This window comes from Stenotrophomonas sp. YAU14D1_LEIMI4_1 (assembly GCF_003086815.1).
Classification (GTDB): domain Bacteria; phylum Pseudomonadota; class Gammaproteobacteria; order Xanthomonadales; family Xanthomonadaceae; genus Stenotrophomonas.
Genome location: NZ_CP025997.1, coordinates 1870234 through 1891705 on the forward strand (window position 1 = coordinate 1870234; position 21472 = coordinate 1891705).

Here is a 21472-nt window from a genome sequence, read left to right on the forward strand (position 1 = left end):
GCTGTGTCGCGGGTGCCTCTGGATCGGTACTGGATAACGCGTACGGTTGATCGCGGTGTTCGCACACAGAGTGGGTTGTCACTTGACAACCCATCCGGCTGACTCCAGACTCCGAGGGAAAGGAATGCCCCGTTCGCGCCAGCCAGACAAAGACATTGAGGCCGCGCTGCGTTTTGCGGAAGAGCGTGGTTGGTGCTTACGTATCGGTGGCAGCCATGCGTGGGGGAGGATTTACTGCCCCTACAACGACAAGGAGTGCCGCTGCGGCGAATTCTGTGTCGTCAGCATCTGGAGCACGCCGCGCAATCCCGCGAACCACGCCAGGGCGCTGCGCCGTGTTGTGGAGAACTGCATCCGTGAGCAATGACGCACCTGCCTGCCCCGAAGGGTTGTATCCATGACCGAGTTCACCTTCATTCTGAAATTCCGTCTGCCTGATGCTGGTGCAGATGCCGGCGAGTTGGAGCGGCAACTGGCTGAAGCGGGTTGCGACGATGCATTGTTGGGCATCGGCCGACCAGGTCGGTTGGCGCTTGAGTTCTGCCGACAGGCCGCCAGCGCTCAGGACGCCGTCTCATCGGCACTTGCCAATGTACGGGCCGCGGTGCCGGGTGCTGAGCTGATTGAAGTCAGCCCCGATCTGGTGGGGCTGACCGATGTGGCAGATCTGCTGGGCATGTCGCGGCAGAACATGCGCAAATTGCTGCTGTCACACCCGCACACCTTCCCTGCACCCGTGCATGAAGGCAGCGCATCCATCTGGCACTTGGCTGACATTCTTGCGTGGCTGCAGGCGCGCGGTAGCCAGAAGGTCAGCAGAGAACTGCTGGAACTGGCTGCCGCGGCGGCCCAGGTAAACGTGGACAAGGAGCAGCAACGGCGGCGGTAGAAGGCGTGCCAACCAAGGTTGGCACCTACCGGCCGGGGTTATCGGGGGGATTCCCACCAGCGGGTGCCGGGCGTGGGGGCCTGCATGTCCAGGGCTTCGCCCATGATCGGGGTGGCGACGGGGACGTTGTGGGCAGCGGCCAGGGCGGTGATGCGTTCGAACGGCTGCTGCCAGTCGTGCAGGGCCAGGTCGAAGGTGCCGTTGTGGATCGGCAGCAGCCACTTGCCGCGCAGATCCAGGTGCGCCTGCAGGGTCTGTTCGGGCTGCATGTGTACGAAGGCCCAGCGTTCGTCGTAGGCGCCGGTCTCGATCATGGTCAGATCGAACGGGCCGTACTTTTCACCAATGGCCTTGAAGCCATCGAAGTAGCCGGTGTCGCCGCTGAAGAAGATGCGGAAGTCGTCATCCTGGATGACCCACGACGCCCACAGGCTGCGGTCGCTGTCGCCCAGGCCGCGGCCGGAAAAATGCTGGCCCGGGGTGGCGGTCAGGCGCAGGCCGCCGGCGCTGGTGCTCTGCCACCAGTCCAGCTGTTCCACCTTGGCCGCATCGATGCCCCAGGCGATCAGCTGGTCGCCCACGCCCAGCGGCGCGATGAAGCGCGTGGTCTTGCCAGCCAGCGCCAGCACGGCGGCATGGTCCAGGTGGTCGTAGTGGTTGTGCGACAGGATGACCCCGGCGATCGGCGGCAGATCGTCGATGCTGATGGGCGGTGCGTGGAAGCGCGCCGGGCCCATCCACTGCACCGGCGAGGCGCGTTCAGAGAACACCGGATCGGTCAGCCAGAACTGGCCGCGCAGCTTCAGCAGGAGGGTGGAATGGCCCAGGCGGAACAGGCTGCGATCGGGCGCGGCGTCCAGCGTGGCGCGGTCCAGCGGCTGCACCGGAATAGGCTGCGTGGGCACGGTGCCCTTGGGCTTGTTGAACAGGAAGGTCCACCAGATTTCCAGACCATCGCGCAGGCCCATGGCCGGCTTGGGCAGGACGTTGCGGAACTTGCCGTCGCGGTACTGCGGCGAGTCGGGGAAGTCGGGCAGGGACCAGGATTTGCAGAACGTGTAGGCGGTCACGGCAAGGGTTCCAAGCAGGAGGACAAGGAGCAGGCGCTTCATCGGGGACGTCCGCTAGGTATACTGCACAGTGTAGTTTCCGATTTCAGGCAAGTACACTGGGCGGTGTAAAATGACGGCATCCGTTCAGATTCCTGGTAACGCCATGTCCCGAGCCCCGCAACGCCTGACCGACCGCAAACGCGAAGCCATCGTGCGCGCGGCGGTGGAAGAGTTCCGCGCGGCGGGCTACGAGGCGACCAGCATGGACCGCATCGCGGCGGCGGCCGGCGTTTCCAAGCGCACGGTCTACAACCATTTCCCCAGCAAGGAAGAGTTGTTCGCGCTGATCCTGGAAGAACTGTGGGAAAGCAGCGTGGCCAGCGTGGACGTGCCGTACCGCGCCGACCAGCCGCTGCAGGCGCAGTTGCTGCAGTTGCTGGCCAAGAAGCTGGAGCTGCTGGGCGACCCTAACTTCATTGACCTGGCACGGGTGGCGATGGCCGAGATCATCCATTCGCCCGAACGCGCGCAGGCCATCGTCTGCCGCATGGGCGAAAAAGAGGGCGGGGTGAGTGCGTGGGTGCGCGCGGCGGTGGCCGATGGCCGTCTGCGCGAGGTCGATCCGGAATTCGCCGACCAGCAGTTGCAGGGCCTGGTGAAGGGCTTTGCGTTCTGGCCGCAGGTGACGCTGGGGCAGCCGCCGCTGGCCGCCGCCGAGCGTACGCGGGTGGCCGAATCGGCCGTGGCGATGTTCCTGGGGCACTACGCGAAGTGACCTGACGCTGCGCTGTTTTGTCGCAGCTGGCCAAAGATGTGACCGGTTTGCCTGCGCGCTGTAAAGCGTGTCTGCGATAGTGGGCGCGCCCTCCACGCAGTCGGGTGTTCATGTCACTTGCAACGGCGCCGCAGATCGGGGAAGTCCTGCAGCAGTCCTATGGCATCACGCCCACGGCGGTGGTGTCGCGCGCGGTGGGCGCCGATGCCCATGCGGCGGTGTACCGCATTGATGCGCGTAACGCGCAGTGGTGGCTGAAGTGCCGCCGTTACCAGGTGAACCCGGCAGTGTGGGACAGCCTGCACTGGTTGCGCGGCACGCTGGGCATCGAGGAGATCGTGGCGCCGTGGCCCACGCTGGCCGGTGCCGCGTCGGCACAGCGCTGGGGCCTGCAGTTCACGCTGTTTCCCTATATTGAAGGGCAATCGGGTTTCGAGGCGCCGCTGAGCTCGGCGCAGTGGCAGCAGCTGGGCCGCGTGCTGCGTTGCCTGCACCAGGCGCGCCTGCCGGAAGCGATGGCGAGCGCGCTGCCGCAGGTTGCGCTGGATACCGACGCGCTGGGGTCGGTGGGGCAGTGGCTGCAGCAGCCCGGTGCGCTGCCGACGGCCACGGATCGCTGGGGCGAGGCGTTCCTGGCGCTGTGGCAGCAGCAGCGTGCGCGCATTGCGCAGCTGCATGCACGCGCCGAGGACCTTCAGCAGGGCCTACAGGACCAGCGTGCAGAACTGCGGGTGTGCCATTCCGATCTGCATGCCGGCAATCTGTTGATGGATACGGCTGGCCGACTGCATCTGATCGACTGGGATGGCCTGGCGCTGGCCCCGCGCGAGCGTGACCTGATGTTCGTGGGCGGCGCGGTGGGCGGGCGCTGGGGGCGTGAGCGCCCGCCGGGTTTCGTGGAAGGCTATGGGGACGATCTGGGCGATGCGCGATGGATTGCCTGGTACCGGCATGTGCGCGTGCTGCAGGACCTGATCGAGTTCCAGCAGATGCTGCTGGGGGCGCAGGCGCAGGGACGTGCGGTGCAGCAGCGGCGGCAGGCGCTGCATTTCCTGGGCGAGCAGTTCGCGCCGGGGAATGTGGTGGATGCGGCAGAGCGCGCGTACCGGGTAGCGTGCTGCGTTCTGTAGAGTCGAGCTTGCTCGACTGCCGTGTCTTGTAGAGTCGAGCCATGCTCGACTGCGTTCGGCAATTCAGTCGAGCATGGCTCGACTCTACAAAGAGCAGTCGAGCAAGCTCGACTTTACGGGGCGGTGGTGCGGGCGCGGCGGGCCAGTACGGCTTCGCGGTGGGCGATGTAGGCGTTGGCGGCCAGGATGATGCCGGCGCCGATCAGGGTCCAGCGGTCGATGGTTTCGCCAAACAGCAGCCAGCCGCACAGGGTCACCAAGGGCAGCTGCAGGAAGCTGATCGGAGTGAGTGCCGAGACTTCGCCCAGGCGTAGCGCGCGGGTCCACAGCAGCTGGCCCACGGTGCCCATCACGCCGGTGGCCACCAGCCACACCCAGGCCATGCCAGTGGGCCACACCCACACGAACAAGGCCGGTACCAGCGACAGCGGCACCCAGAACACGTAGGCGTAGAGCACCACCGTATCGGCGCTGTCCACGCGGGTGAGCTGCTTGATCTGGATGGCCACCAGCGAGCTGAGCAGGGCGGCAGCGACGGCCACCAGGCTGCCTGCGGAAAAGCCGGCGGTGCCGGGCCGCACGATCACCAGTACGCCGATGAAGCCGATCACCACCGCCGCCCAGCGGCGCACGCGCACGATCTCGCCCAGCCACAGCACCGCGGCAATGGTGACGAACAGCGGCGTGGAATAGGACAGCGATACCGCCTGCGCCAGCGGCAGATGGCCCAGCGCCCAGAACGCGCACAGCATCGAGGCCAGGCCGATGGCACTGCGCAGGAAATAGCGCGGCAGTTGCTGGGTCTTCAGCGGCGCACGGCCCGGGCGCAGCAGCATGGGCAGCAGCGCCAGCAGGCCGAAGGCATTACGGAAGAAGGCTACTTCCTGGGTGGGCACGTAGTGGGTGGCGTAGCGGATCGCTACGGCCATCAGCCCGAACGCCAGGGTGCTGCCCAGCATCAGCAGTGCCGCCCGCAACGGGGCGGCGGCCGGGCCCTGCACGGCGGTGTTCACCACTGGGCGCCGAGCAGGCGCGGTTCCGGTTCAATGGGCACGCCGAACTTTTCCAGCACCGAGGCGGAAATACGACGGGCCAGGGCCAGCAGTTCGGCGCCGCTGGCATTGCCGTGGTTCACCAGCACCAGTGCGTGGCTGGCGGCCACGCCGGCATCGCCTTCGCGGAAGCCCTTCCAGCCGCAGGCGTCGATCATCCACGCCGCCGACACCTTGCGCTGGTCCTCGCGCTCGGCCGGGAACACCGGAAGCTCGGGGAAGTGCTGCAGCAGCACCTCGGTCTGTTCCAGCGGCAGCACCGGGTTCTTGAAGAAGCTGCCGGCATTGCCCAGCACATCGGGGTCGGGCAGCTTGCGGCGGCGGATGGCGATGACCGCGTTGGCCACGTCCACCGCGCTGGGCAGTTCCACGCCCTGTGCCTGCAGTTCCTCGCGGATGCCGGCGTAATCCATGCGCAGATCGTGCAGCAGCGGCAGCTTCAGTTCGATGGCGGTGATCAGGTAGCGATCGGCCTGCTGCTTGAACACGCTGTCGCGGTAGCCGAAGCCGCACTGTTCGTTGTCCAGCCGCACCCAGGCCTGGTCCTGGCAATCCCAGGCTTCCACGGCCTGGATGAATTCGCCCACCTGCGCGCCGTAGGCACCGATGTTCTGGATCGGGGCGGCACCGGCGGTGCCGGGAATCAGCGCCAGGTTTTCCAGCCCGGACAGGCCATTCTGCAGCGACCACATCACCAGGCCGTGCCAGGGCACACCGGCACCGGCGCGGATGACCGCGTGGTCGGCGCGGTGTTCCAGGAAGCTGATATCGCGGTTGCCGAACACCAGCACGGTGCCGGACAGATCGTCGGCGATCAGCACGTTGCTGCCACTGCCCAGCACCAACAGCGGGCCGCCGGCAACGCTGGGCAGGGCCAGCACATCGGGCAGCAGGGCCGGGTCGTGCAGTTCCAGAAGCTGCGCTGCCGTGGCCTGCACATGGAAGGTGTTCAGCGCCTGCAGCGGCGCGTTTTCGGTCAGGGTCCAGCGCAAGGGTGCGGTGCTCACAGTGGTGCCACCGCGCCACGGCTGGGCGCCTCGCGGCGGCGACGGATCGCTTCCACGCAGTCGGCCACCAGGGCCGGGCCCTTGTAGATCAGGCCGCTGTAGCACTGCACCAGCGACGCACCGGCGGCCATCTTGGCCACCGCATCGGCGCCGGACAGAATGCCGCCCACGCCGACCAGCGGAATGGATTCGGGCAGGCGCGCGCGCAGGCGGCGCAGCACCAGGGTGGACTGGTCCAGCACCGGCGCACCGGACAGGCCGCCGGCCTCGTTGGCCAGCGGATCGCCGGCCACGCGGCTGCGGTCGATGGTGGTGTTGGTAGCGATCACCCCGTCCACCTGCAGTTCGCCCAGCACGCGTGCGGCGGCATCGATGTCGCGCTCGCTCAGGTCCGGTGCCACCTTCACCAGCATCGGCACGCGGCGCCCATGCTGCGCGGCCAGCGCCTCCTGGCGATCGCGCAGCTGTGCCACCAGCTGGCGCAGCGCGGTTTCTTCCTGCAGCTCGCGCAGCCCGGCGGTGTTGGGCGAAGAGATGTTCACCGTGATGTAGTCGGCCAGCGCATACACCTTGTCCAGGCAGGTGATGTAATCGTTGGCCGCCTGTTCGTTGGGGGTGTCCTTGTTCTTGCCGATGTTGATGCCGAGCAGGCCGCGGCGGTCACGCGCGCGTTCCACGTTGCGCACCAGCGCATCCACGCCGGCATTGTTGAAGCCCATGCGGTTGATGATGGCGCTGTGGGCGGGCAGGCGGAACAGGCGCGGCTTCGGATTGCCTTCCTGCGGGCGCGGGGTGATGGTGCCGATTTCCACGAAGCCAAAACCGAGCGCGAACAGCGCATCGATGTGCTCGCCATTCTTGTCCAGGCCGGCGGCCAGGCCGACCGGATTGGGGAAGGTCAGCCCGAACACCGTGCTGGGCATCGGCGCGATGCGTGCGGCCAGCAGCGGCGTGGTGCCGGTGCGGTAGGCCAGGTCCAGGGCGGACAGGCCGAGGCCGTGGGCGCGCTCGGCGTCGAGCGAGAACAGGAAGGGGCGGGCAAGCGAATACATGCGGTGGTTTCAGTCCAGCGTGCCGAGGAAGGCTCGGGTTTGATATTCAAAGGCGACCTGGCCATCCACGGCGTGGGCGGCGAACAGGTCCTGCAGTGCGGCCAGCATGGCATCGTGGCGCGGGTGCCCGGCCTGCGGCGCGTACGAGGACGACAGCAGGCGGCCGCGCAGGGCGTCCAGGTCCAGGTGCTGCACGTTGGGCAACTGCACCCAGCCACGCAGGCCGGGGCCGAACCAGGCCTGCATGGTGGCATCGTCCTGGTAGCGCTCGGCCACGGCGGTGTAGTCGGTGCCGAAGTCCAGCAGCAGTTGCTCGTAGCCGACCAGGAACGGGCTGGCGTCGAGCAGACGCGAGTTCCAGTACACCAGGGCCAGGCCGCCGGGGCGCAGGATGCGCTGCCACTCGGCGCGCACGGCCACGGTGTCGAACCAGTGGAATGCCTGGGCGGCAGACACCAGATCCACGCTGGCATCAGCCAGGCCGGTGGCTTCGGCACGGCCATCGACGGCGCGGAACTGCGGGTACTGCGGCGCCAGCCACTGCTGCGCGGCGGCGCGCATGGCGGCATTGGGTTCCACCGCCACCAGCGGGTGGCCGGCGGCCAGGAACTGGCGGCTGGAGATGCCGGTGCCGGCGCCGATGTCGGCCACCAGGGCCGTGGTGTGCACGGCCATCGGGCCATGCAGCCAGTCGATCAGGGCGGCGGGGTAGTCGGGCCGGTAGCGCACGTAGTCGGCCACCCGGCTGCTGAAGCGTTCGGTGCTGTCAGAAGCGCTCATGGCGGTCAGTTCGACATGGCGGCCAGCCAGGCCAGGCCGCCGAAGAAAGCGATGAAGGCCAGGATGCCCAGCAGCACCATGCCCACGTTCAACCAGCCCAGGATCAGCCCGGTCAGGGCCAGACCATCGCCGTCCAGATCGGTGGGGCGGCGGCGGATTTCGGCGCGGGCCATGTGCCCGGTAATGATGGCCACGATGCTGGCCACGAACGGCAGTACGGTCCAGCCTGCAATGCCCAGCACCAGGCTGAGTACGGCCACGGTGCTGGTCTGTCGGGGTGCCACGCTCATCGGGGTCCTCCTTGGCAGTGTGCACATGATAGTGCCTGCGGGTGGCCAAGCCCAAGGGCGGGGGGATCGCTCTGGTAGGCGTCGACCTTGGTCGACGCGGATCGCCAACCGAGGTTGGCAGCTACCGGGGGCGGGGATTGCTCTGGTAGGCGTCGACCTTGGTCGACGCGAATCGCCAACCGAGGTTGGCAGCTACCGGGGGCGGGGGATCGCTCTGGTAGGCGTCGACCTTGGTCGACGCGAATCGCCAACCAAGGTTGGCAGCTACCGGGGGCGGGGATCGCTCTGGTAGGCGTCGACCTTGGTCGACGCGGATCGCCAACCAAGGTTGGCAGCTACCGGGGGCGGGGATTGCTCTGGTAGGCGTCGACCTTGGTCGACGCGAATCGCCAACCAAGGTTGGCAGCTACCAGGGCAGGACTGCCAACCAAGGTTGGCAGCTACCAGGGCAGGACTGCCAACCAAGGTTGGCAGCTACCAGGGCAGGACTGCCAACCAAGGTTGGCAGCTACCAGGGCAGGACTGCCAACCAAGGTTGGCAGCTACCAGGGCAGGACTGCCAACCAAGGTTGGCAGCTACCAGGGCAGGACTGCCAACCAAGGTTGGCAGCTACCAGGGCAGGACTGCCAACCAAGGTTGGCAGCTACCAGGGCAGGACTGCCAACCAAGGTTGGCAGCTACCAGAGCAGGACTGCCAACCAAGGTTGGCAGCTACCAGGGGCGGGACTGCCAACCAAGGTTGGCAGCTACCGGGGGCAGGGACGCCCACCGGCGGGGCCGGGTCAGCCCATCAACACCTGGCCGCCATCGACGTTGAGCACGTGGCCGGTGATCCAGCGTGCCAGCGGCGAGCACAGGAACAGGGCGGCGTTGGCGATTTCCTGCGGGTGGCCGAAGCGGCCGAATGGGATCTTCGCCAGGGTGCCGTGGTACAGCGCGGGGTCTTCCACGCGGCGGCGATCCCACAGGCCGTCGGCGAACTCGATCGAGCCGGGGGCGATGGCGTTCACGCGGATGCGGTGCGGGGCCAGCGCCAGGGCCTGCGAGGTGGTGTAGTGCGAAAGCGCGGCCTTGGCCGCGGCATACGGCGCGCCACCGGGGCGCGGTTGCTGCGCGGCAATGGACGACAGGTTCAGGATGCACGCATCTGCCGAGGCGCGCAGCCACGGCTGGGCCAGCCGCGAGGCACGCACCGCGGCCATCAGGTCGATCTGCACGCTGGCTGCCCAGCCGTCTTCATCGTCGGCCATGCCGTAGCCGGTGGCGTTGTTCACCAGCACGTCGATGCCGCCCAGTGCGTCGGCGGCGCCGTGCAGCCAAGCGTCGATCTGGTCGAGGTCGGCCAGATCGACCGACGCGGTGTGCAGCGGCGTGCCTTGGGTCTGGGCGTCGGCCTGCAGGGCGTCCAGGCCGGCCTGGCCACGCGCGCAGACCGACACCTGCGCACCGGCGCCGGCAAAGGCCAGCGCCAGTTCACGGCCAATGCCCTTGCTGCCGCCGGCGATCAGCACCCGGCGGCCGGTGAGGTCGAGGGTCGGAGCCCCTGCGGGGATCCGACCCTGGGCCATGGCCAGCTCGCTTGCCATCACAGATCGAACTTGATGCCCTGGGCCAGCGGCAGCGAATCGGAGTAGTTGATGGTGTTGGTCTGGCGGCGCATGTAGACCTTCCACGCATCCGAACCGGATTCGCGGCCACCGCCGGTGTCCTTCTCGCCACCGAAGGCGCCGCCGATTTCCGCACCGGACGTGCCGATGTTGATGTTGGCGATGCCGCAGTCGCTGCCGGCGGCCGACAGGAACTTCTCGGCGGTCTTCAGGTTGGCGGTGAAGATGGACGAGGACAGGCCCTGCGGCACGCCGTTCTGCATGTCGATGGCTTCATCGATGTTGTCGTACGGCATGACATACAGGATGGGCGCGAAGGTTTCGTGCTGCACCACCGCGTCGCTGTTCTTCAGGCCCGACACGATGGCCGGAAGCACGAAGTTGCCGGCGCGGTCGATGCGGGTGCCACCGGTTTCAATGGTGCCGCCGGCGGCCTTGGCCTGGGCGATGGCATCCAGGAACTGCTGCACGGCGCCTTCGCTGTTCAGCGGGCCCATCAGGTTGGCGGCATCTGTCGGGTCGCCGATCTTGCCTTCCACCTGCTTGTAGGCCTTCACCAGCGTGGCCAGCACATCGGCGTAGATCGAGCGGTGCACGATCAGGCGGCGGGTGGTGGTGCAGCGCTGGCCGGCGGTACCGACCGCACCGAACACGATGCCCGGCACGGCCAGCTTCAGATCGGCGGTTTCGTCCAGGATGATGGCGTTGTTGCCGCCCAGTTCCAGCAGGCAGCGGCCGAGGCGGCGGGCTACCTTTTCATTCACGGTGCGGCCGACCTGGGTGGAGCCGGTGAAGCTGATCAGCGGCACGCGGCGGTCGTCCACCAGGGTTTCGGACAGGGCGGTGCCGGCGTCGTTGACCAGGAAGAAGATGTCCGGGAAGCCGGCTTCGCGCAGCGCTTCGTTGCAGATGCGCATGGAGGCGATGGCGGTCAGCGGGGTCTTGTTGGACGGCTTCCAGATGCAGATATCACCGCAGATGGCGGCCAGGAAGGCGTTCCAGCTCCACACCGCCACCGGGAAGTTGAAGGCCGAGATGATGCCGACCAGGCCCAGCGGGTGGTACTGCTCGTACATGCGGTGGCCGGGGCGCTCGGAATGCATGGTGTAGCCGTACAGCATGCGGCTCTGGCCCACGGCGAAATCGGCGATGTCGATCATCTCCTGCACTTCGCCGTCGCCTTCGGGCTTGCTCTTGCCCATTTCCAGCGCGACCAGCGAACCCAGCGCGTCCTTGTGCTTGCGCAGCGCTTCGCCGCACAGGCGCACGGCCTCGCCACGGCGCGGGGCCGGGGTGGTGCGCCAGACCTTGAAGGCTTCCTGCGCACGGGCGATGACGATTTCGTACTCGGATTCGGTGGTGGCGCGCACCTGCGCGATGGCCTCGCCGGTGGTCGGGTTCACCGGGGTGATCAGCTCACCGCCATTGGCGTTGGACCATTCCCCGTTGCCCAGGTAGGTGCCGGCGTTGATCGCGTCCAGGCCAAGGGATTTGAGCAGCTCGGAAGACATGCAGACTCCTGTATTTCGTTACGTTGTTGGCGCCGCCGCGGGCAGGTGGGGGATGCAGCGGACTGAACCGCCGATGGTAGCAGAGCCGCCCGGATGCCCATGGTGCGGCGCGCCAGCGGGCTGGGAGCGGGGAGGGGAAACATGAATGCTTGGAGGGCCGAGGGCTTGCCTGTAAACTTGGCGGCTGCATGGCCCCGTAGCTCAGCTGGATAGAGCGTCCCCCTCCTAAGGGGAAGGTCGCCCGTTCGAATCGGGCCGGGGTCACCAGATTCGAAGCACCTTGAGCAGGCTATGTACACTCTGCGTTCCTCGCGCGCCGACGATGGCGCAGCCTTGGTGGATCTGTGGCGTCGCTCGGTTGAAGCGACCCACGGCTTCCTCCGTACCGAGGACCGGCTGGCGATTGATGACGAGGTCGCCGCTTTCCTGCCGCAAGCGCCGATGACGGTGGCGGTTGATCAGAATGATCGGCCGTACGGCTTCATGCTGATCGACGGCTCCCATATGGAAGCGTTGTTCATCGATCCTGATGTCCGTGGCACCGGCATTGGACGACAGCTGTTGCTGCATGGATTGTCTGCGCACAAGCACCTGACGACCGATGTAAACGAGCAGAACGCGCAGGCTGTTGGGTTTTACCTGCGGATGGGGTTCATCGAGACCGGCCGTTCACCGTGTGACTCGCAAGGCCGTCCGTATCCCTTGATCCACCTGCGTTACGACGGTTAATCCAGCAGAAAGCCCGGGCACCCGCCTCGTTGCGCAACGGCCCCGGACTAGTCGCCCGCACCGGCGGCATCCAGTTCCTGTTGGACAGTGTCATTGCGAATGCTGTCGATGGCGCGCTGCTGGCTCTCCAGCAAGGTTTCACATCGCTGCAGCTCAGATCGCACCAGGTCGATTTTCCCATGTTCGGCCATGGCCGCGGCTCTGATGGCCGCGCCCTCCCGTAAAGGCGCAACCAGGGGTAACCACGTCTTGTAGCGGGCAGGCTTGGTCGCGGTGAGAGCATATGCTTGGCCATGCAGCCACAACGCCGCAGTCTGTGCGCCATTTCCCAGGTTCTTGAACTGCTCGGCGGACGCGGGTCGCCCGGCGTCCCGCTCGTGCGTGGCCAGGAAATCCCACCAGCCCGCACAGTTGGCATATATCTTCGCTGATTCAACCGCTTCGGCGGCGGCGACGGCAATCTCTTTCTGGGAAACGTCGGCAGCAGTCGGCGGCGATGCGTCCTGGCCGAGCATCAACAGCAATCCAAGCAGATTCATGCCGCTCACGAATGTACCCTCAGGGGACAGCTGAGCCTGAAAGCTATATGACTCGGTGCGGCCGTTCAATCCTACCCATTCTGAAGTACCCAACCCGTCTCCACGCCCACTGCACACGGCGTCCAGCACCCTGCGGTCATCCCCACCACGCAAGGATTTCCGACATGAATACCCCCGGTACGCCCAAGCCCACCTGGAGACAGCGCCATGGCCTGTGGCTGGTGCTGGTCGTGGTGCTGATCATCTTCGGTGTCACCCTGTTCCTGCGCTGGTAACCGCCCAGCCCCACGGAGGCGCCCGTGCAGTTGCCCACCCTGCTTGTCACCCTGGCCGGTGAACTGATCCTGGTGCCGGTCACCCTGCTGCCGATCATCAATCCGCTCAGCACGGCGTCGATCTTCGTTTCCACGGTGGGCAACCGCCGCGCCATGGCCAAGAAGCTGGCGCGGCAGATCGCGGTGAACAGTTTCGTGGTGATCGTGCTGGCGATGCTGGTCGGCACCTATGTGTTGTCGTTGTTCGGCATCTCCCTGCCGGTGGTGCGTATCGGTGGCGGCTTGCTGGTGGCCGCTGCCGGTTGGCGCATGCTGGGTGCGCGTACTGACGACCCGCCCAGCCCGGCGCAGGAGCAGGCCGAGGCGATTGCCGATGCGCAACTGGAAGGCAAGAGTTTCTTTCCGCTGACGTTCCCGTTGACCACCGGTCCGGGAACCATTGCCGCGTGCATCACCCTAGGTACGCACGTGGAATCGGTGACGCCGCTGCACCTGCTGTCGGGTGTGATCGTGGCGGTGGGTGGGGCGCTGCTGGTGGTGGGCGTGATCTATCTGATCCTGCGCAATTCCATTTTTCTGGTTACGCGGCTGGGCCCGACCGGTGCGGTGGTGATGCAGCAGCTGGTGGCGTTCGTGCTGCTGTGCATTGGCATACAGCTGATGTGGACGGGGTGGGTGGACCTCAATCACGAGACGTTTGCCGGCGCGGCGTAGCGTCGGGCTTGCTCGACGGAGGTCGCCGGACCGTCGGCCGCACGCCGGAGCGACGCGAGGCGCTTTTGTAGCGTCGAGCTTGCTCGACGGATGGGGCAGGAGCCAGGAGCAGTCGAGGGCACGGGCAGGAGCAGTCGAGCAAGCTCGACTCTACGAAGGGCACGGGCAGGAGCAGTCGAGCAAGCTCGACTCTACCGAAGCGGGTTCAGTGGTGTTGGATCGTACGCCGGTACCGGGGCGGTGCGGGATCAGTGCTGTTGCAGCAGCTCCACCAGCTGGCGCAGGCGGTAGGGCTTGGGCAGGAACTCGACCTGGTCGGGCAGCGGCGGCAGCTGTGAGCGCGCGTAGCCGGAGGACAGGATCATGCGCGCGTGCGGCTGGTCGCGGGCCACGTGCTCGCTCAGTTCGATGCCCGACATGCCGTTGGGCATGCTGATATCGCTGAACACCACGTCGAAACGGGTGCCGCTCTGCAGCAGCGCCACCGCTTCGTGACCGTCGGCGGTGGTTTCCACGTCGATGCCGAAATCGCGCAGGGCCAGGCCGATCATTTCGCGCAGATCGGTCTGGTCCTCCACCATCAATACGCGGATCGGGTCATCGGTCATGGGTGGAGTCCTCTATTGCAGGAAGCAGCAGGCTGACCGTCGTGCCAACACCGGGGGTGGTGGCCACGTCGACGAAACCGCCGCTCTGGGTGGTGAAACCGAACACCTGGCTCAGGCCCAGGCCGCTGCCTTTGCCGATGTCCTTGGTGGTGAAGAAGGGCTCGCTGGCGCGCTCGGCGATCTCCGGCGCCATGCCACGGCCCTCGTCGTGGACACGCAGGGTAACGTATGCGCGCTCCACGTGCCCGTCGGCGTCGGGGTCCAGGCGCCGTTCCAGCGCGGTGGCCACCCGCACCCGGCCGCCGGGCGGGGTGGCTTCGGCGGCGTTGGCCACCAGGTTGGCCAGCGCGGTTTCCAGCTGCGCCCGGTCCAGGCACAGCGGCGGCAGGTCCAGGGTCATGGACGTGTCCAGGCCGATGCCGGGCGGGCAGCTGCGCCGCAGGGCGTCCAACTGACCGCCGATCAAGGCATTGATGTCCACCCGGTCGCGTACCAGCGTCTGCCCGGAACTGAACGCCAGCAGCTGGCGGGTCAGCAGGGCACCACGGTCGGTGGCCGCCTGGGCGCTGGCCAGCAGCTCCTGTGCGCGCGGGTCCTGGCCCACACGCAGCGAGACCAGGTCGATGGCGTTGCCGATGGTGGTCAGCAGGTTGTTGAATTCATGCGACAAACCGCGGCTGAGCCGGCCCACGGTCTCGAACTGCTGGGTCTGGCGCAGCGCGCGCTGGGCATCACGCAGCAGGCGCTGGGCCTGCCAGCTCTCGGTGATGTCGCGGGTGATCTTGACGAAGCCCAGCAGCTGGCCCTGTTCGACCACCGGTTCGATCACGATGCTGGCGCGGAACGAGGAGCCGTCCTTGCGCAGCCGCCAGCCCTCGCTGGCATGGTGCCCATCGCGCGCAGCCAGCTGCAGCAGGCGCTGCGGTTCACCGGCGTCGCGGTCCTTGGCCAGGTAGAAGCGGCCGAAATGGGTGCCCACCACTTCCTTGGCCAGGAACCCCTTGATGCGCTGCGCGCCCGGGTTCCAGCTGCAGATGATGCCATCGGGATCGAGCAGGTACAGCGCATGGTCATGCACGCTGTCAATCAGCAATCGCAATTGTCGTGAGGGATCCGTCAGTGCGGAATCCGTGAATGCGGCAGCGACCACGTCAATAGAAAAAGCCCCTGTAAGGGCGCAGACCCTAGGCAGCGCAGCGTGAAGGATATGTGCAGGCGCGGCGTGTGCCATTTGTCGTATGCGGCTGAATGCGACACGGGGTATCCTCATCCCCCTTTTGTCGACTGGAAACCACCTGCATGCGTCCTGGTGCAACCACGCGTGACCGCTGGGTCTGGACGGCTTCAGCCGTGCTACTTGCGGCAACTGCCGCCATGGAACTGGTGGTGCCGCTGGGCTACGCGGTCTGGCTGGCCTACTTCATGGCCGTGGGCGTGACCGTTTTCCAGCGCAGTGCGCGGGTGCCGTTCATGGTGGCGGTGATCGCCTGCGGGTTGCTGGCCATCGGCTACAACGTTGCGCCGGCCAGCAGCAACTCGGCATTCTCGTTCGTGAACCGCAGTATTGGCGGCGTGGCCTTCCTGATGATCGCGCTGATCGTGTCGCGCGCCATCGAGGCCCGGCGTCAGGCCATGCGCGCGCTGTGGCTGCAGGAAGCCGAGAACGCGGTGGCCCTGAGCCTGCGCGGCGACCCGGGCCCGGAACAGATTGCCGAGGCCGCCATGTCCAGCCTGGCCGTGCAGCTGCAGGCCCAGGTGGGCGCGCTGTACCGCCTGGAAGGCGGCCGCCTGCAGTTGACCGGCGGCGTGGCCCTGCCCACCGGCATTGCCAGCGCCGTGGGCCTGCAGGAAGGCCTGCTCGGCCAGGTGGCCCGCGATGGCCGGGTGCTGCACCTCAGTGGTGGCGATGCGCAGGCGCTGGAGCTTCAGTCCAGCCTGGGCCGCATTGCCGTGCGCGAGCGCATTCTGGCGCCGATCAGCAGCGATGGCAGCCTGGTGGGCGTGATCGAACTGGGCCGCGCCAGCCCGGGCCAGCAGGCCGCGCTGGACACCGAACTGCTGCAGCGCTGTGGCGAAACCATCGGCATGGCCCTGCGCGCCTCGTTGCTGCGCGCGCAGCTGGTGGTGCTGCTGGAGGAATCGCAGCGCCAGGGCGAGGAACTGCAGGCGCAGCAGGAAGAACTGCGCGTGGCCAACGAAGAGCTGGAAGAGCAGAGCCGCAGCCTGATGCAGTCGCAGGGCCACCTGGAGCAGCAGCAGGCCGAGCTGGAACAGAGCAACGTGCAGCTGGAAGAGCGCACCCACGAACTGGAAGCGCAGAAGCAGGCGTTGCTGGTCGCGCAGGGGCAGCTGGTGCGCAACAGCAACGAGCTGGCCGCCACCTCGCGCTACAAGTCCGAATTCCTGGCCAACATGTCGCACGAGCTGCGCACGCCGCTGAACAGCTCACTGATCCTGGCCAAGCTGCTGGCCGACAACAAGGACGGCACGCTGACCGAGGAGCAGGTGAAGTACGCACGCGCCATCCTGTCGTCCAACAACGATCTGCTGGCGCTGATCAACGACATCCTGGATCTGTCGCGCATCGAAGCCGGCCATGTCGAGCTGGCCGACGAAGTAGTGGTGGTGGACAGCGTGCTGCAGCGCCTGCGTGAAACGTTCGAGCCGATGGCCCGGCAGAAGGGCCTGGCCCTGCAGATCGAAGCCGACGCGCTGGCACCGACGCAGCTGGTGGCCGACAGCCAGCGCCTGCAGCAGATCCTGAAGAATCTGCTGGCCAATGCGCTGAAGTTCACCGAGCACGGCAAGGTCAGCCTGCACGTGCGCGCCGGCGGCAATGGCCGGGTGCGTTTCGAAGTGGCCGACAGTGGCATCGGCATCGCCCGCGACCAGTTGCAGGCCATCTTCGAGGCGTTCCGCCAGGCCGATGGCAGCACCCGCCGCCGTTACGGTGGCACGGGCCTGGGTCTGTCGATCTCGCGTGACCTGGCCGAACGCATGGGCGGCGATATCCAGGTGGACAGCGAACCGGGGCGGGGCAGCTGCTTCATCCTGGAACTGCCGCTGCAGGGCGCCCCGGCCGTGGCCGAATCGGTACCGCACGCGCCGGCTGAAGTTGCGCCCATTGCTGCAGCGCCGGCTGCGGTGCATGCGCCCGCGCCGCAGCTGGGGGTGGCCCATGGCGCTGCCGCGCCGGTGCGCACCGTGGCCGATGATCGTGGCCAGCGCCGCCACGGCGGCCGCCTGATCCTGGCGGTGGAAGACGATGCCACCTTCGCCGAAGCGCTGGTGGCGCTGGCCCATGAATTGGACTTCGACTGCGTGGTGGCCACCACGGCCGAAGAAGCGCTGGCACTGGCCGTCGAGCTGCGCCCCAATGGCATCCTGCTGGACATCGGCCTGCCCGATGTATCCGGCCTGAGCGTGTTGGAACGACTGAAGCGCAATCCCGACACCCGCCATATTCCGGTGCATGTGGTGTCGGCGATGGATCGCAGCCAGGTGGCACGCGAACTGGGCGCGATCGGGTTTGCGATCAAGCCGACCACCCGCGAACGCCTGGTGGCGGCCATCGAGCAGCTGGAACAGACCAGCCAGCGCGATGTGCGCCGCCTGCTGATCGTGGAAGACGACAGCGACCTGCGCCACAACCTGGAACTGCTGCTGGGCCGCGACCAGCTGCAGATCGTGGCCGTGGGCACCCAGGCCGAGGCGCTGCAGCAGCTGAGCACGGTCACCTTCGATTGCATGGTGATGGACCTGGCACTGCCCGACGGCAGCGGCTACGACCTGCTGGAGCACATGGCCGGCAACGATGACGTCGGCTTCCCGCCGGTGATCGTCTACACCGGCCGCGCGCTCAGCCGCGAAGACGAACAGCGCCTGCGCCGCTATTCCAAGAGCATCATCATCAAGGGCGCGCGTTCACCCGAGCGCCTGCTCGATGAAGTGACCCTGTTCCTGCACAGCGTGGAAGCGAGCCTGCCCAGTGACCAGCAGCGCCTGCTGCGCGAGGCACGCCGCCGTGACACCGTGCTGGACGGGCGCACCGTGCTGCTGGCCGAAGACGATGTGCGCAACATCTTCGCCCTGTCCAGCGTGCTGGAACCGCTGGGTGTGAGCCTGGAAATCGCCCGCAACGGCCAGGAAGCGGTGGACCGCCTGGCCCAGCGCGAGGTCGATCTGGTGCTGATGGACATCATGATGCCGGAGAAGGATGGCTTGACCGCCATGCGCGAGATCCGCGCGCAGCGGCACCTGCAGGACCTGCCGATCATTGCGCTGACCGCCAAGGCCATGCCCGATGACCGCGAGCGCTGCCTGCAGGCCGGCGCGAATGATTACATCGCCAAGCCCATCGACGTGGACAAGCTGGTGTCGCTGTGCCGTGTGTGGTGCTCGCGGCAATGAACGAACAGGCGCTGTTCGACCTGGAACTGAAGGTGCTGCTGGAAGCGTTGTACCAGCGCTACCACTACGACTTCCGCAGCTACGCCATCTCGTCGCTGCGGCGGCGGGTGCGCCAGGCCATGCAGCGCTATGAGTGCGAGCGCCTGGTGGACCTGCAGCACCGCCTGCTGCACGAGCCGGAGCTGTTCGCCCAGGCCATGCAGTTCTTCACCGTGCAGGTCTCGGAAATGTTCCGTGACCCGGCCTATTTCCGCGAACTGCGCGAGCAGGTGGTGCCGGTGCTGCGCACCTGGCCGTCAGTGAAGCTGTGGGTGGCCGGTTGCAGCACGGGCGAGGAGGTGTGGTCGCTGGCGATCCTGCTGCATGAGGAAGGCCTGCTCGAGCGCAGCATCGTCTACGCCACCGATATCAACCCGGAGGCACTGGCCACTGCCGAGGCCGGTGCCTATGGCATCGACCGCCTGGCGCAGTTCAGCCGCAATTACCTGGCCGCCGGTGGCACCGGTTCACTGTCTGATTACTACGCCACCGCCTACGATGGCGCGGTGTTTGATCGCCAGCTGCGCCGCAACGTGGTGTTTGCCGACCACAGCCTGGCCACCGACACGGTGTTTTCCGAAGTACACCTGGTGTCCTGCCGCAATGTGCTGATCTATTTCAACCGCGATCTGCAGGACCGTGCGGTCGGGCTGTTCCGCGAAGCGCTGGTGCACCGGGGTTTCCTGGGCCTGGGCAGCAAGGAATCGCTGCAGTTTGGCATCCACCATGGCGCGTTCGAAGTCTGCTCGCGCGAGCATCGCCTGTACCGGAAGGTGGCCTGATGGCCGAGCCGCGTCCGGCGCTGGTGGTGGTGGGTGCTTCGGCAGGTGGCGTGGCGGCGTTGCAGCAGCTGCTGGGCGCGCTGCCGGCCAGCCTGCCGGTGCCGGTGCTGGTGGTGCTGCATCTGCCGCGTGACCGCAGCAGCCGCATTGCCGAAGTGCTGGCGCCGTACTGCGTGGTGGCCCTGCGCGAGGCCGAGGACAAGCAGCCGCTGCAGCCGGGCACGGTGACGTTCGCGCCGCCGGACTACCACCTGCTGGTGGAAGACACCCAGGCGGTGGCGCTGTCGATGGACGAGCCGGTGCTGTTCTCGCGGCCGGCCATCGATCCGCTGTTCGAATCTGCCGCGGCGGTGTTCGGTGCGGGTGTGCTGGCAGTACTGCTGACCGGGGCCAGCAGTGATGGCAGCGAAGGCGTGGCCGCGGTGCGCAGCGCCGGTGGCCGCGCCTGGCTGCAATGCCCCGAGGAGGCCGAAGCATCGATGATGCCGGCCTCCGCCCTGCAGCACGCCGGCGCCGACGCCGTGCTGTCCCTTGAAACATTGTGCTGTCGCCTGAAGGAAGTTTTCGCATGAACCTGCTGCCGCCCGAGCCTGCCCCGACGCAGTCCCCGGTCAACCTGCTGATCGTCGATGACGTGCCGCAGAACCTGGTGGCCATGCAGGCGCTGCTGCGCCGCGACGGGGTGAACCTGCTGCTGGCCGGTTCCGGTGCACAGGCGCTGGAACTGCTGCTGGAGCACGAAGTGGCGCTGGCGCTGCTGGACGTGCACATGCCCGAGATCGACGGGTTCACCCTGGCCGAGCTGATGCGGGGTTCGCAGCGCAGCCGCGATGTGCCGATCATCTTCCTGACCGCCTCGCCCGACGACCCGGTGCGCGCGTTCAAGGGCTATGAAAGCGGCGCGGTGGATTTCCTGCACAAGCCGGTGGCGCCGCAGGTGATCCTGAGCAAGGTGAGCGTGTTCATCGAGCTCTACCAGCAACGCCAGTTGCTGAAGGCCCGCAACGAGGCGCTGGAGCGGGCGCTGAAGCTCAACGAGACCATGGCGGCCGTGTTGACCCACGACCTGCGCACGCCGTTGTCGGCCATCCTGCTGTGCGCGGACAAGCTGAGCCTGGAGCTGCCGGCTGACAACGCTTCAGCGCAGCAGACGCTGAAGCATCTGGAGGCCAGTACGGTGCGCATGGCGCGCATGGTGGAACAGCTGCTGGACTTCTCGCGCATCCGCACCGGCGGCCTGCGCATGGATGCGGCGGCGTGCGACCTGGCCGAGGTGACCCGTGCCGTGCTGGCCGAGGCCGGCAGCGCGCATGGCAGCGCCCGGCTGCAGTTCGAACAGGATGGCGACAGCGGGCTGCAGGGCGACCTGGATCGGCTGGGCCAGATCGCGGCGAACCTGGTCGGCAACGCGTTGACCCATGGCGGTGATTCGGCGGTGCAGGTGCAGGTCGATGGCCGCGATGCACATACGGTCACCCTGCGCGTGCGCAATGCGGGGCAGATCGATGCGGCGCTGCTGCCGCGCCTGTTCGAACCGTTCAAGGCCAGCTTCCATCCCAGCAAGGGGCTGGGGCTGGGCTTGTACATCGCCGACCAGTTCGTGCGCGCGCATCACGGACGATTGACCGCACGCAACGAGGCAGGGCAGGTGGTGTTCGAAGCGATCCTGCCGCGTCGCGTGGATGGACGCGCCATCGCCGTTTCCTGAATTCTTCAGCAAGTTCCGGCGGCGATTGAGACGCATCCGTCCGCAACTGCTACGGTGGGCGCCTCTTTGGTCAAGGACGCCCCATGCCACTGTGCGCCATCGCCTATGTCAGCCAGGCAAAGGCAGATCTTCCGGTTGAACGCATGCACGCGCTGGTGGACGACGCGGCACGTTTCAACAAGATGGCGGGCGTCACCGGCGTGCTGCTCCATGATGGCCAGCGCTTCCTGCAGTACATCGAGGGCCCGCCCGATGGCATCGATTCGGTGTACGAACGCATCCTGCGCGCGGGCAGTCACCACGATCTGATGGAGCTTGCGCGCGGGCACTTGGGCCAGCGGCAGTTCCCCTATTGGTCAATGCGCGTGCTGCCGGTGGAGGCCTCCCTGCTGCGGCAGCTGGCCGCCGGTGACTGGTCCGGTTTCGCGCGCACGCTGGCGGGGGATGCCGGCGGCCCGACCGCCATCGATCTGCTGGCGCAGATCGTGCAGCCGGCGCTGTAACACCGGTCCCGGGCGCACC

22 protein-coding genes and 1 tRNA gene are annotated in these 21472 nt (G+C 67.0%); 12 read left to right on the top strand and 11 right to left on the bottom strand.

Annotation, left to right across the window (positions count from 1 at the left end):
- Positions 1-124 precede the first annotated feature (124 nt).
- A complete protein-coding gene (locus C1932_RS08690) occupies positions 125-367 on the top strand; it encodes a hypothetical protein (protein WP_108761854.1) in 243 nt (80 codons plus the stop codon).
- Positions 368-397: 30 nt separating this feature from the next.
- Positions 398-889, top strand: a complete 492-nt coding sequence (locus tag C1932_RS08695; RefSeq protein ID WP_108761855.1) for a DNA-binding protein — start codon at positions 398-400, stop codon at positions 887-889.
- A gap of 38 nt (positions 890-927) precedes the next feature.
- Here C1932_RS08695 and C1932_RS08700 read toward each other — a convergent pair whose 3' ends face one another.
- Positions 928-2001 (bottom strand): MBL fold metallo-hydrolase, encoded by a 1074-nt coding sequence (locus C1932_RS08700; RefSeq protein WP_108761856.1) that lies wholly within the window; start codon positions 1999-2001, stop codon positions 928-930.
- A 103-nt stretch (positions 2002-2104) separates the two neighbouring features.
- Between C1932_RS08700 and C1932_RS08705 the strand changes: the two genes are divergently transcribed.
- Together C1932_RS08705 and C1932_RS08710 are read left to right on the top strand one after the other, a co-directional pair.
- Complete coding sequence (locus tag C1932_RS08705) at positions 2105-2716, top strand: TetR/AcrR family transcriptional regulator (RefSeq protein WP_108761857.1); 612 nt, start codon at positions 2105-2107, stop codon at positions 2714-2716.
- A gap of 110 nt (positions 2717-2826) precedes the next feature.
- Positions 2827-3846 carry an aminoglycoside phosphotransferase family protein gene (locus C1932_RS08710; protein ID WP_108763398.1) on the top strand — a complete coding sequence of 340 codons (1020 nt, stop codon included), beginning with the start codon at positions 2827-2829 and terminating at the stop codon, positions 3844-3846.
- A 113-nt stretch (positions 3847-3959) separates the two neighbouring features.
- Here C1932_RS08710 and C1932_RS08715 read toward each other — a convergent pair whose 3' ends face one another.
- The 7 genes from C1932_RS08715 to C1932_RS08745 all read right to left on the bottom strand — a co-directional run bounded on the left by C1932_RS08715 (position 3960) and on the right by C1932_RS08745 (position 11146).
- Entirely contained in the window at positions 3960-4823 is an 864-nt protein-coding gene (locus C1932_RS08715) for a DMT family transporter (RefSeq protein ID WP_108763399.1), read from the bottom strand.
- Between the two features lie 32 nt (positions 4824-4855).
- Positions 4856-5905, bottom strand: a complete 1050-nt coding sequence (gene murB, locus C1932_RS08720) for a UDP-N-acetylmuramate dehydrogenase (RefSeq protein ID WP_108761858.1) — start codon at positions 5903-5905, stop codon at positions 4856-4858.
- On the bottom strand, positions 5902-6957 hold the full coding sequence (locus tag C1932_RS08725) for a quinone-dependent dihydroorotate dehydrogenase (RefSeq protein WP_108761859.1): 1056 nt from the start codon (positions 6955-6957) through the stop codon (positions 5902-5904). The genes murB and C1932_RS08725 overlap by 4 nt, the downstream gene beginning before the upstream one ends.
- A gap of 9 nt (positions 6958-6966) precedes the next feature.
- A complete protein-coding gene (locus C1932_RS08730; RefSeq protein ID WP_108761860.1) occupies positions 6967-7737 on the bottom strand; it encodes a class I SAM-dependent methyltransferase in 771 nt (256 codons plus the stop codon).
- A 5-nt stretch (positions 7738-7742) separates the two neighbouring features.
- Positions 7743-8027 carry a DUF4190 domain-containing protein gene (locus C1932_RS08735; protein ID WP_108761861.1) on the bottom strand — a complete coding sequence of 95 codons (285 nt, stop codon included), beginning with the start codon at positions 8025-8027 and terminating at the stop codon, positions 7743-7745.
- 783 nt (positions 8028-8810) lie between these two features.
- The gene (locus tag C1932_RS08740; RefSeq protein ID WP_108763400.1) at positions 8811-9596 is read right to left on the bottom strand and encodes an SDR family oxidoreductase; all 786 of its coding nucleotides are present in this window, start codon (positions 9594-9596) and stop codon (positions 8811-8813) included.
- A gap of 17 nt (positions 9597-9613) precedes the next feature.
- The gene (locus C1932_RS08745) at positions 9614-11146 is read right to left on the bottom strand and encodes an aldehyde dehydrogenase family protein (protein ID WP_108752925.1); all 1533 of its coding nucleotides are present in this window, start codon (positions 11144-11146) and stop codon (positions 9614-9616) included.
- A gap of 190 nt (positions 11147-11336) precedes the next feature.
- Here C1932_RS08745 and C1932_RS08750 point away from each other — a divergent pair.
- Together C1932_RS08750 and C1932_RS08755 are read left to right on the top strand one after the other, a co-directional pair.
- Positions 11337-11413, top strand: a tRNA-Arg gene (locus tag C1932_RS08750).
- Positions 11414-11437: 24 nt separating this feature from the next.
- The gene (locus C1932_RS08755) at positions 11438-11875 is read left to right on the top strand and encodes an acetyltransferase (protein WP_108761862.1); all 438 of its coding nucleotides are present in this window, start codon (positions 11438-11440) and stop codon (positions 11873-11875) included.
- A gap of 47 nt (positions 11876-11922) precedes the next feature.
- Here C1932_RS08755 and C1932_RS08760 read toward each other — a convergent pair whose 3' ends face one another.
- Positions 11923-12414: a hypothetical protein gene (locus tag C1932_RS08760; protein ID WP_159094513.1), complete on the bottom strand. Its 492-nt coding sequence runs from the start codon at positions 12412-12414 to the stop codon at positions 11923-11925.
- A 299-nt stretch (positions 12415-12713) separates the two neighbouring features.
- Here C1932_RS08760 and C1932_RS08765 point away from each other — a divergent pair, with 299 nt between their 5' ends.
- The gene (locus tag C1932_RS08765; RefSeq protein WP_108752928.1) at positions 12714-13403 is read left to right on the top strand and encodes a MarC family protein; all 690 of its coding nucleotides are present in this window, start codon (positions 12714-12716) and stop codon (positions 13401-13403) included.
- Positions 13404-13651: 248 nt separating this feature from the next.
- Here the strand turns inward: C1932_RS08765 and C1932_RS08770 are convergent, their stop codons facing one another.
- Both C1932_RS08770 and C1932_RS08775 read right to left on the bottom strand, forming a co-directional pair.
- Positions 13652-14011 (bottom strand): response regulator, encoded by a 360-nt coding sequence (locus tag C1932_RS08770; RefSeq protein WP_108749445.1) that lies wholly within the window; start codon positions 14009-14011, stop codon positions 13652-13654.
- A complete protein-coding gene (locus C1932_RS08775) occupies positions 14001-15161 on the bottom strand; it encodes an ATP-binding protein (RefSeq protein WP_234412337.1) in 1161 nt (386 codons plus the stop codon). Before C1932_RS08775 ends, C1932_RS08770 begins: the two co-directional genes overlap by 11 nt.
- 149 nt (positions 15162-15310) lie before the next feature.
- On the opposite strand from C1932_RS08775, the gene C1932_RS08780 reads away from it, so the two are divergent.
- The 5 genes from C1932_RS08780 (at position 15311) to C1932_RS08800 (ending at position 21453) form a co-directional block, all read left to right on the top strand.
- On the top strand, positions 15311-18421 hold the full coding sequence (locus C1932_RS08780; RefSeq protein WP_108761865.1) for a response regulator: 3111 nt from the start codon (positions 15311-15313) through the stop codon (positions 18419-18421).
- Positions 18418-19242, top strand: coding sequence for a CheR family methyltransferase (locus C1932_RS08785; protein WP_108749448.1), 825 nt, complete (start codon positions 18418-18420; stop codon positions 19240-19242). The genes C1932_RS08780 and C1932_RS08785 overlap by 4 nt, the downstream gene beginning before the upstream one ends.
- Positions 19242-19814, top strand: a complete 573-nt coding sequence (locus C1932_RS08790) for a chemotaxis protein CheB (RefSeq protein WP_108756044.1) — start codon at positions 19242-19244, stop codon at positions 19812-19814. The genes C1932_RS08785 and C1932_RS08790 overlap by 1 nt, the downstream gene beginning before the upstream one ends.
- On the top strand, positions 19811-20950 hold the full coding sequence (locus C1932_RS08795) for a hybrid sensor histidine kinase/response regulator (RefSeq protein WP_108752933.1): 1140 nt from the start codon (positions 19811-19813) through the stop codon (positions 20948-20950). Before C1932_RS08790 ends, C1932_RS08795 begins: the two co-directional genes overlap by 4 nt.
- Positions 20951-21033: 83 nt before the next feature.
- A complete protein-coding gene (locus C1932_RS08800) occupies positions 21034-21453 on the top strand; it encodes a BLUF domain-containing protein (protein ID WP_108761866.1) in 420 nt (139 codons plus the stop codon).
- Positions 21454-21472: the final 19 nt, after the last annotated feature.

Bases quoted from the DNA above. Each gene is read 5' to 3' on its own strand.
- C1932_RS08795 (WP_108752933.1), top strand. From the start codon at position 19,811: ATGAACCTGCTGCCGCCCGAGCCTGCCCCGACGCAGTCCCCGGTCAAC.
- C1932_RS08770 (WP_108749445.1), bottom strand. From the start codon at position 14,011: ATGACCGATGACCCGATCCGCGTATTGATGGTGGAGGACCAGACCGAT.
- C1932_RS08710 (WP_108763398.1), top strand. From the start codon at position 2,827: ATGTCACTTGCAACGGCGCCGCAGATCGGGGAAGTCCTGCAGCAGTCC.
- C1932_RS08740 (WP_108763400.1), bottom strand. From the start codon at position 9,596: ATGGCCCAGGGTCGGATCCCCGCAGGGGCTCCGACCCTCGACCTCACC.
- C1932_RS08695 (WP_108761855.1), top strand. From the start codon at position 398: ATGACCGAGTTCACCTTCATTCTGAAATTCCGTCTGCCTGATGCTGGT.
- C1932_RS08705 (WP_108761857.1), top strand. From the start codon at position 2,105: ATGTCCCGAGCCCCGCAACGCCTGACCGACCGCAAACGCGAAGCCATC.
- C1932_RS08735 (WP_108761861.1), bottom strand. From the start codon at position 8,027: ATGAGCGTGGCACCCCGACAGACCAGCACCGTGGCCGTACTCAGCCTG.
- C1932_RS08755 (WP_108761862.1), top strand. From the start codon at position 11,438: ATGTACACTCTGCGTTCCTCGCGCGCCGACGATGGCGCAGCCTTGGTG.
- C1932_RS08745 (WP_108752925.1), bottom strand. From the start codon at position 11,146: ATGTCTTCCGAGCTGCTCAAATCCCTTGGCCTGGACGCGATCAACGCC.
- C1932_RS08780 (WP_108761865.1), top strand. From the start codon at position 15,311: ATGCGTCCTGGTGCAACCACGCGTGACCGCTGGGTCTGGACGGCTTCA.
- C1932_RS08730 (WP_108761860.1), bottom strand. From the start codon at position 7,737: ATGAGCGCTTCTGACAGCACCGAACGCTTCAGCAGCCGGGTGGCCGAC.
- C1932_RS08700 (WP_108761856.1), bottom strand. From the start codon at position 2,001: ATGAAGCGCCTGCTCCTTGTCCTCCTGCTTGGAACCCTTGCCGTGACC.
- C1932_RS08800 (WP_108761866.1), top strand. From the start codon at position 21,034: ATGCCACTGTGCGCCATCGCCTATGTCAGCCAGGCAAAGGCAGATCTT.
- C1932_RS08790 (WP_108756044.1), top strand. From the start codon at position 19,242: ATGGCCGAGCCGCGTCCGGCGCTGGTGGTGGTGGGTGCTTCGGCAGGT.
- C1932_RS08760 (WP_159094513.1), bottom strand. From the start codon at position 12,414: ATGAATCTGCTTGGATTGCTGTTGATGCTCGGCCAGGACGCATCGCCG.
- C1932_RS08785 (WP_108749448.1), top strand. From the start codon at position 18,418: ATGAACGAACAGGCGCTGTTCGACCTGGAACTGAAGGTGCTGCTGGAA.
- C1932_RS08725 (WP_108761859.1), bottom strand. From the start codon at position 6,957: ATGTATTCGCTTGCCCGCCCCTTCCTGTTCTCGCTCGACGCCGAGCGC.
- C1932_RS08690 (WP_108761854.1), top strand. From the start codon at position 125: ATGCCCCGTTCGCGCCAGCCAGACAAAGACATTGAGGCCGCGCTGCGT.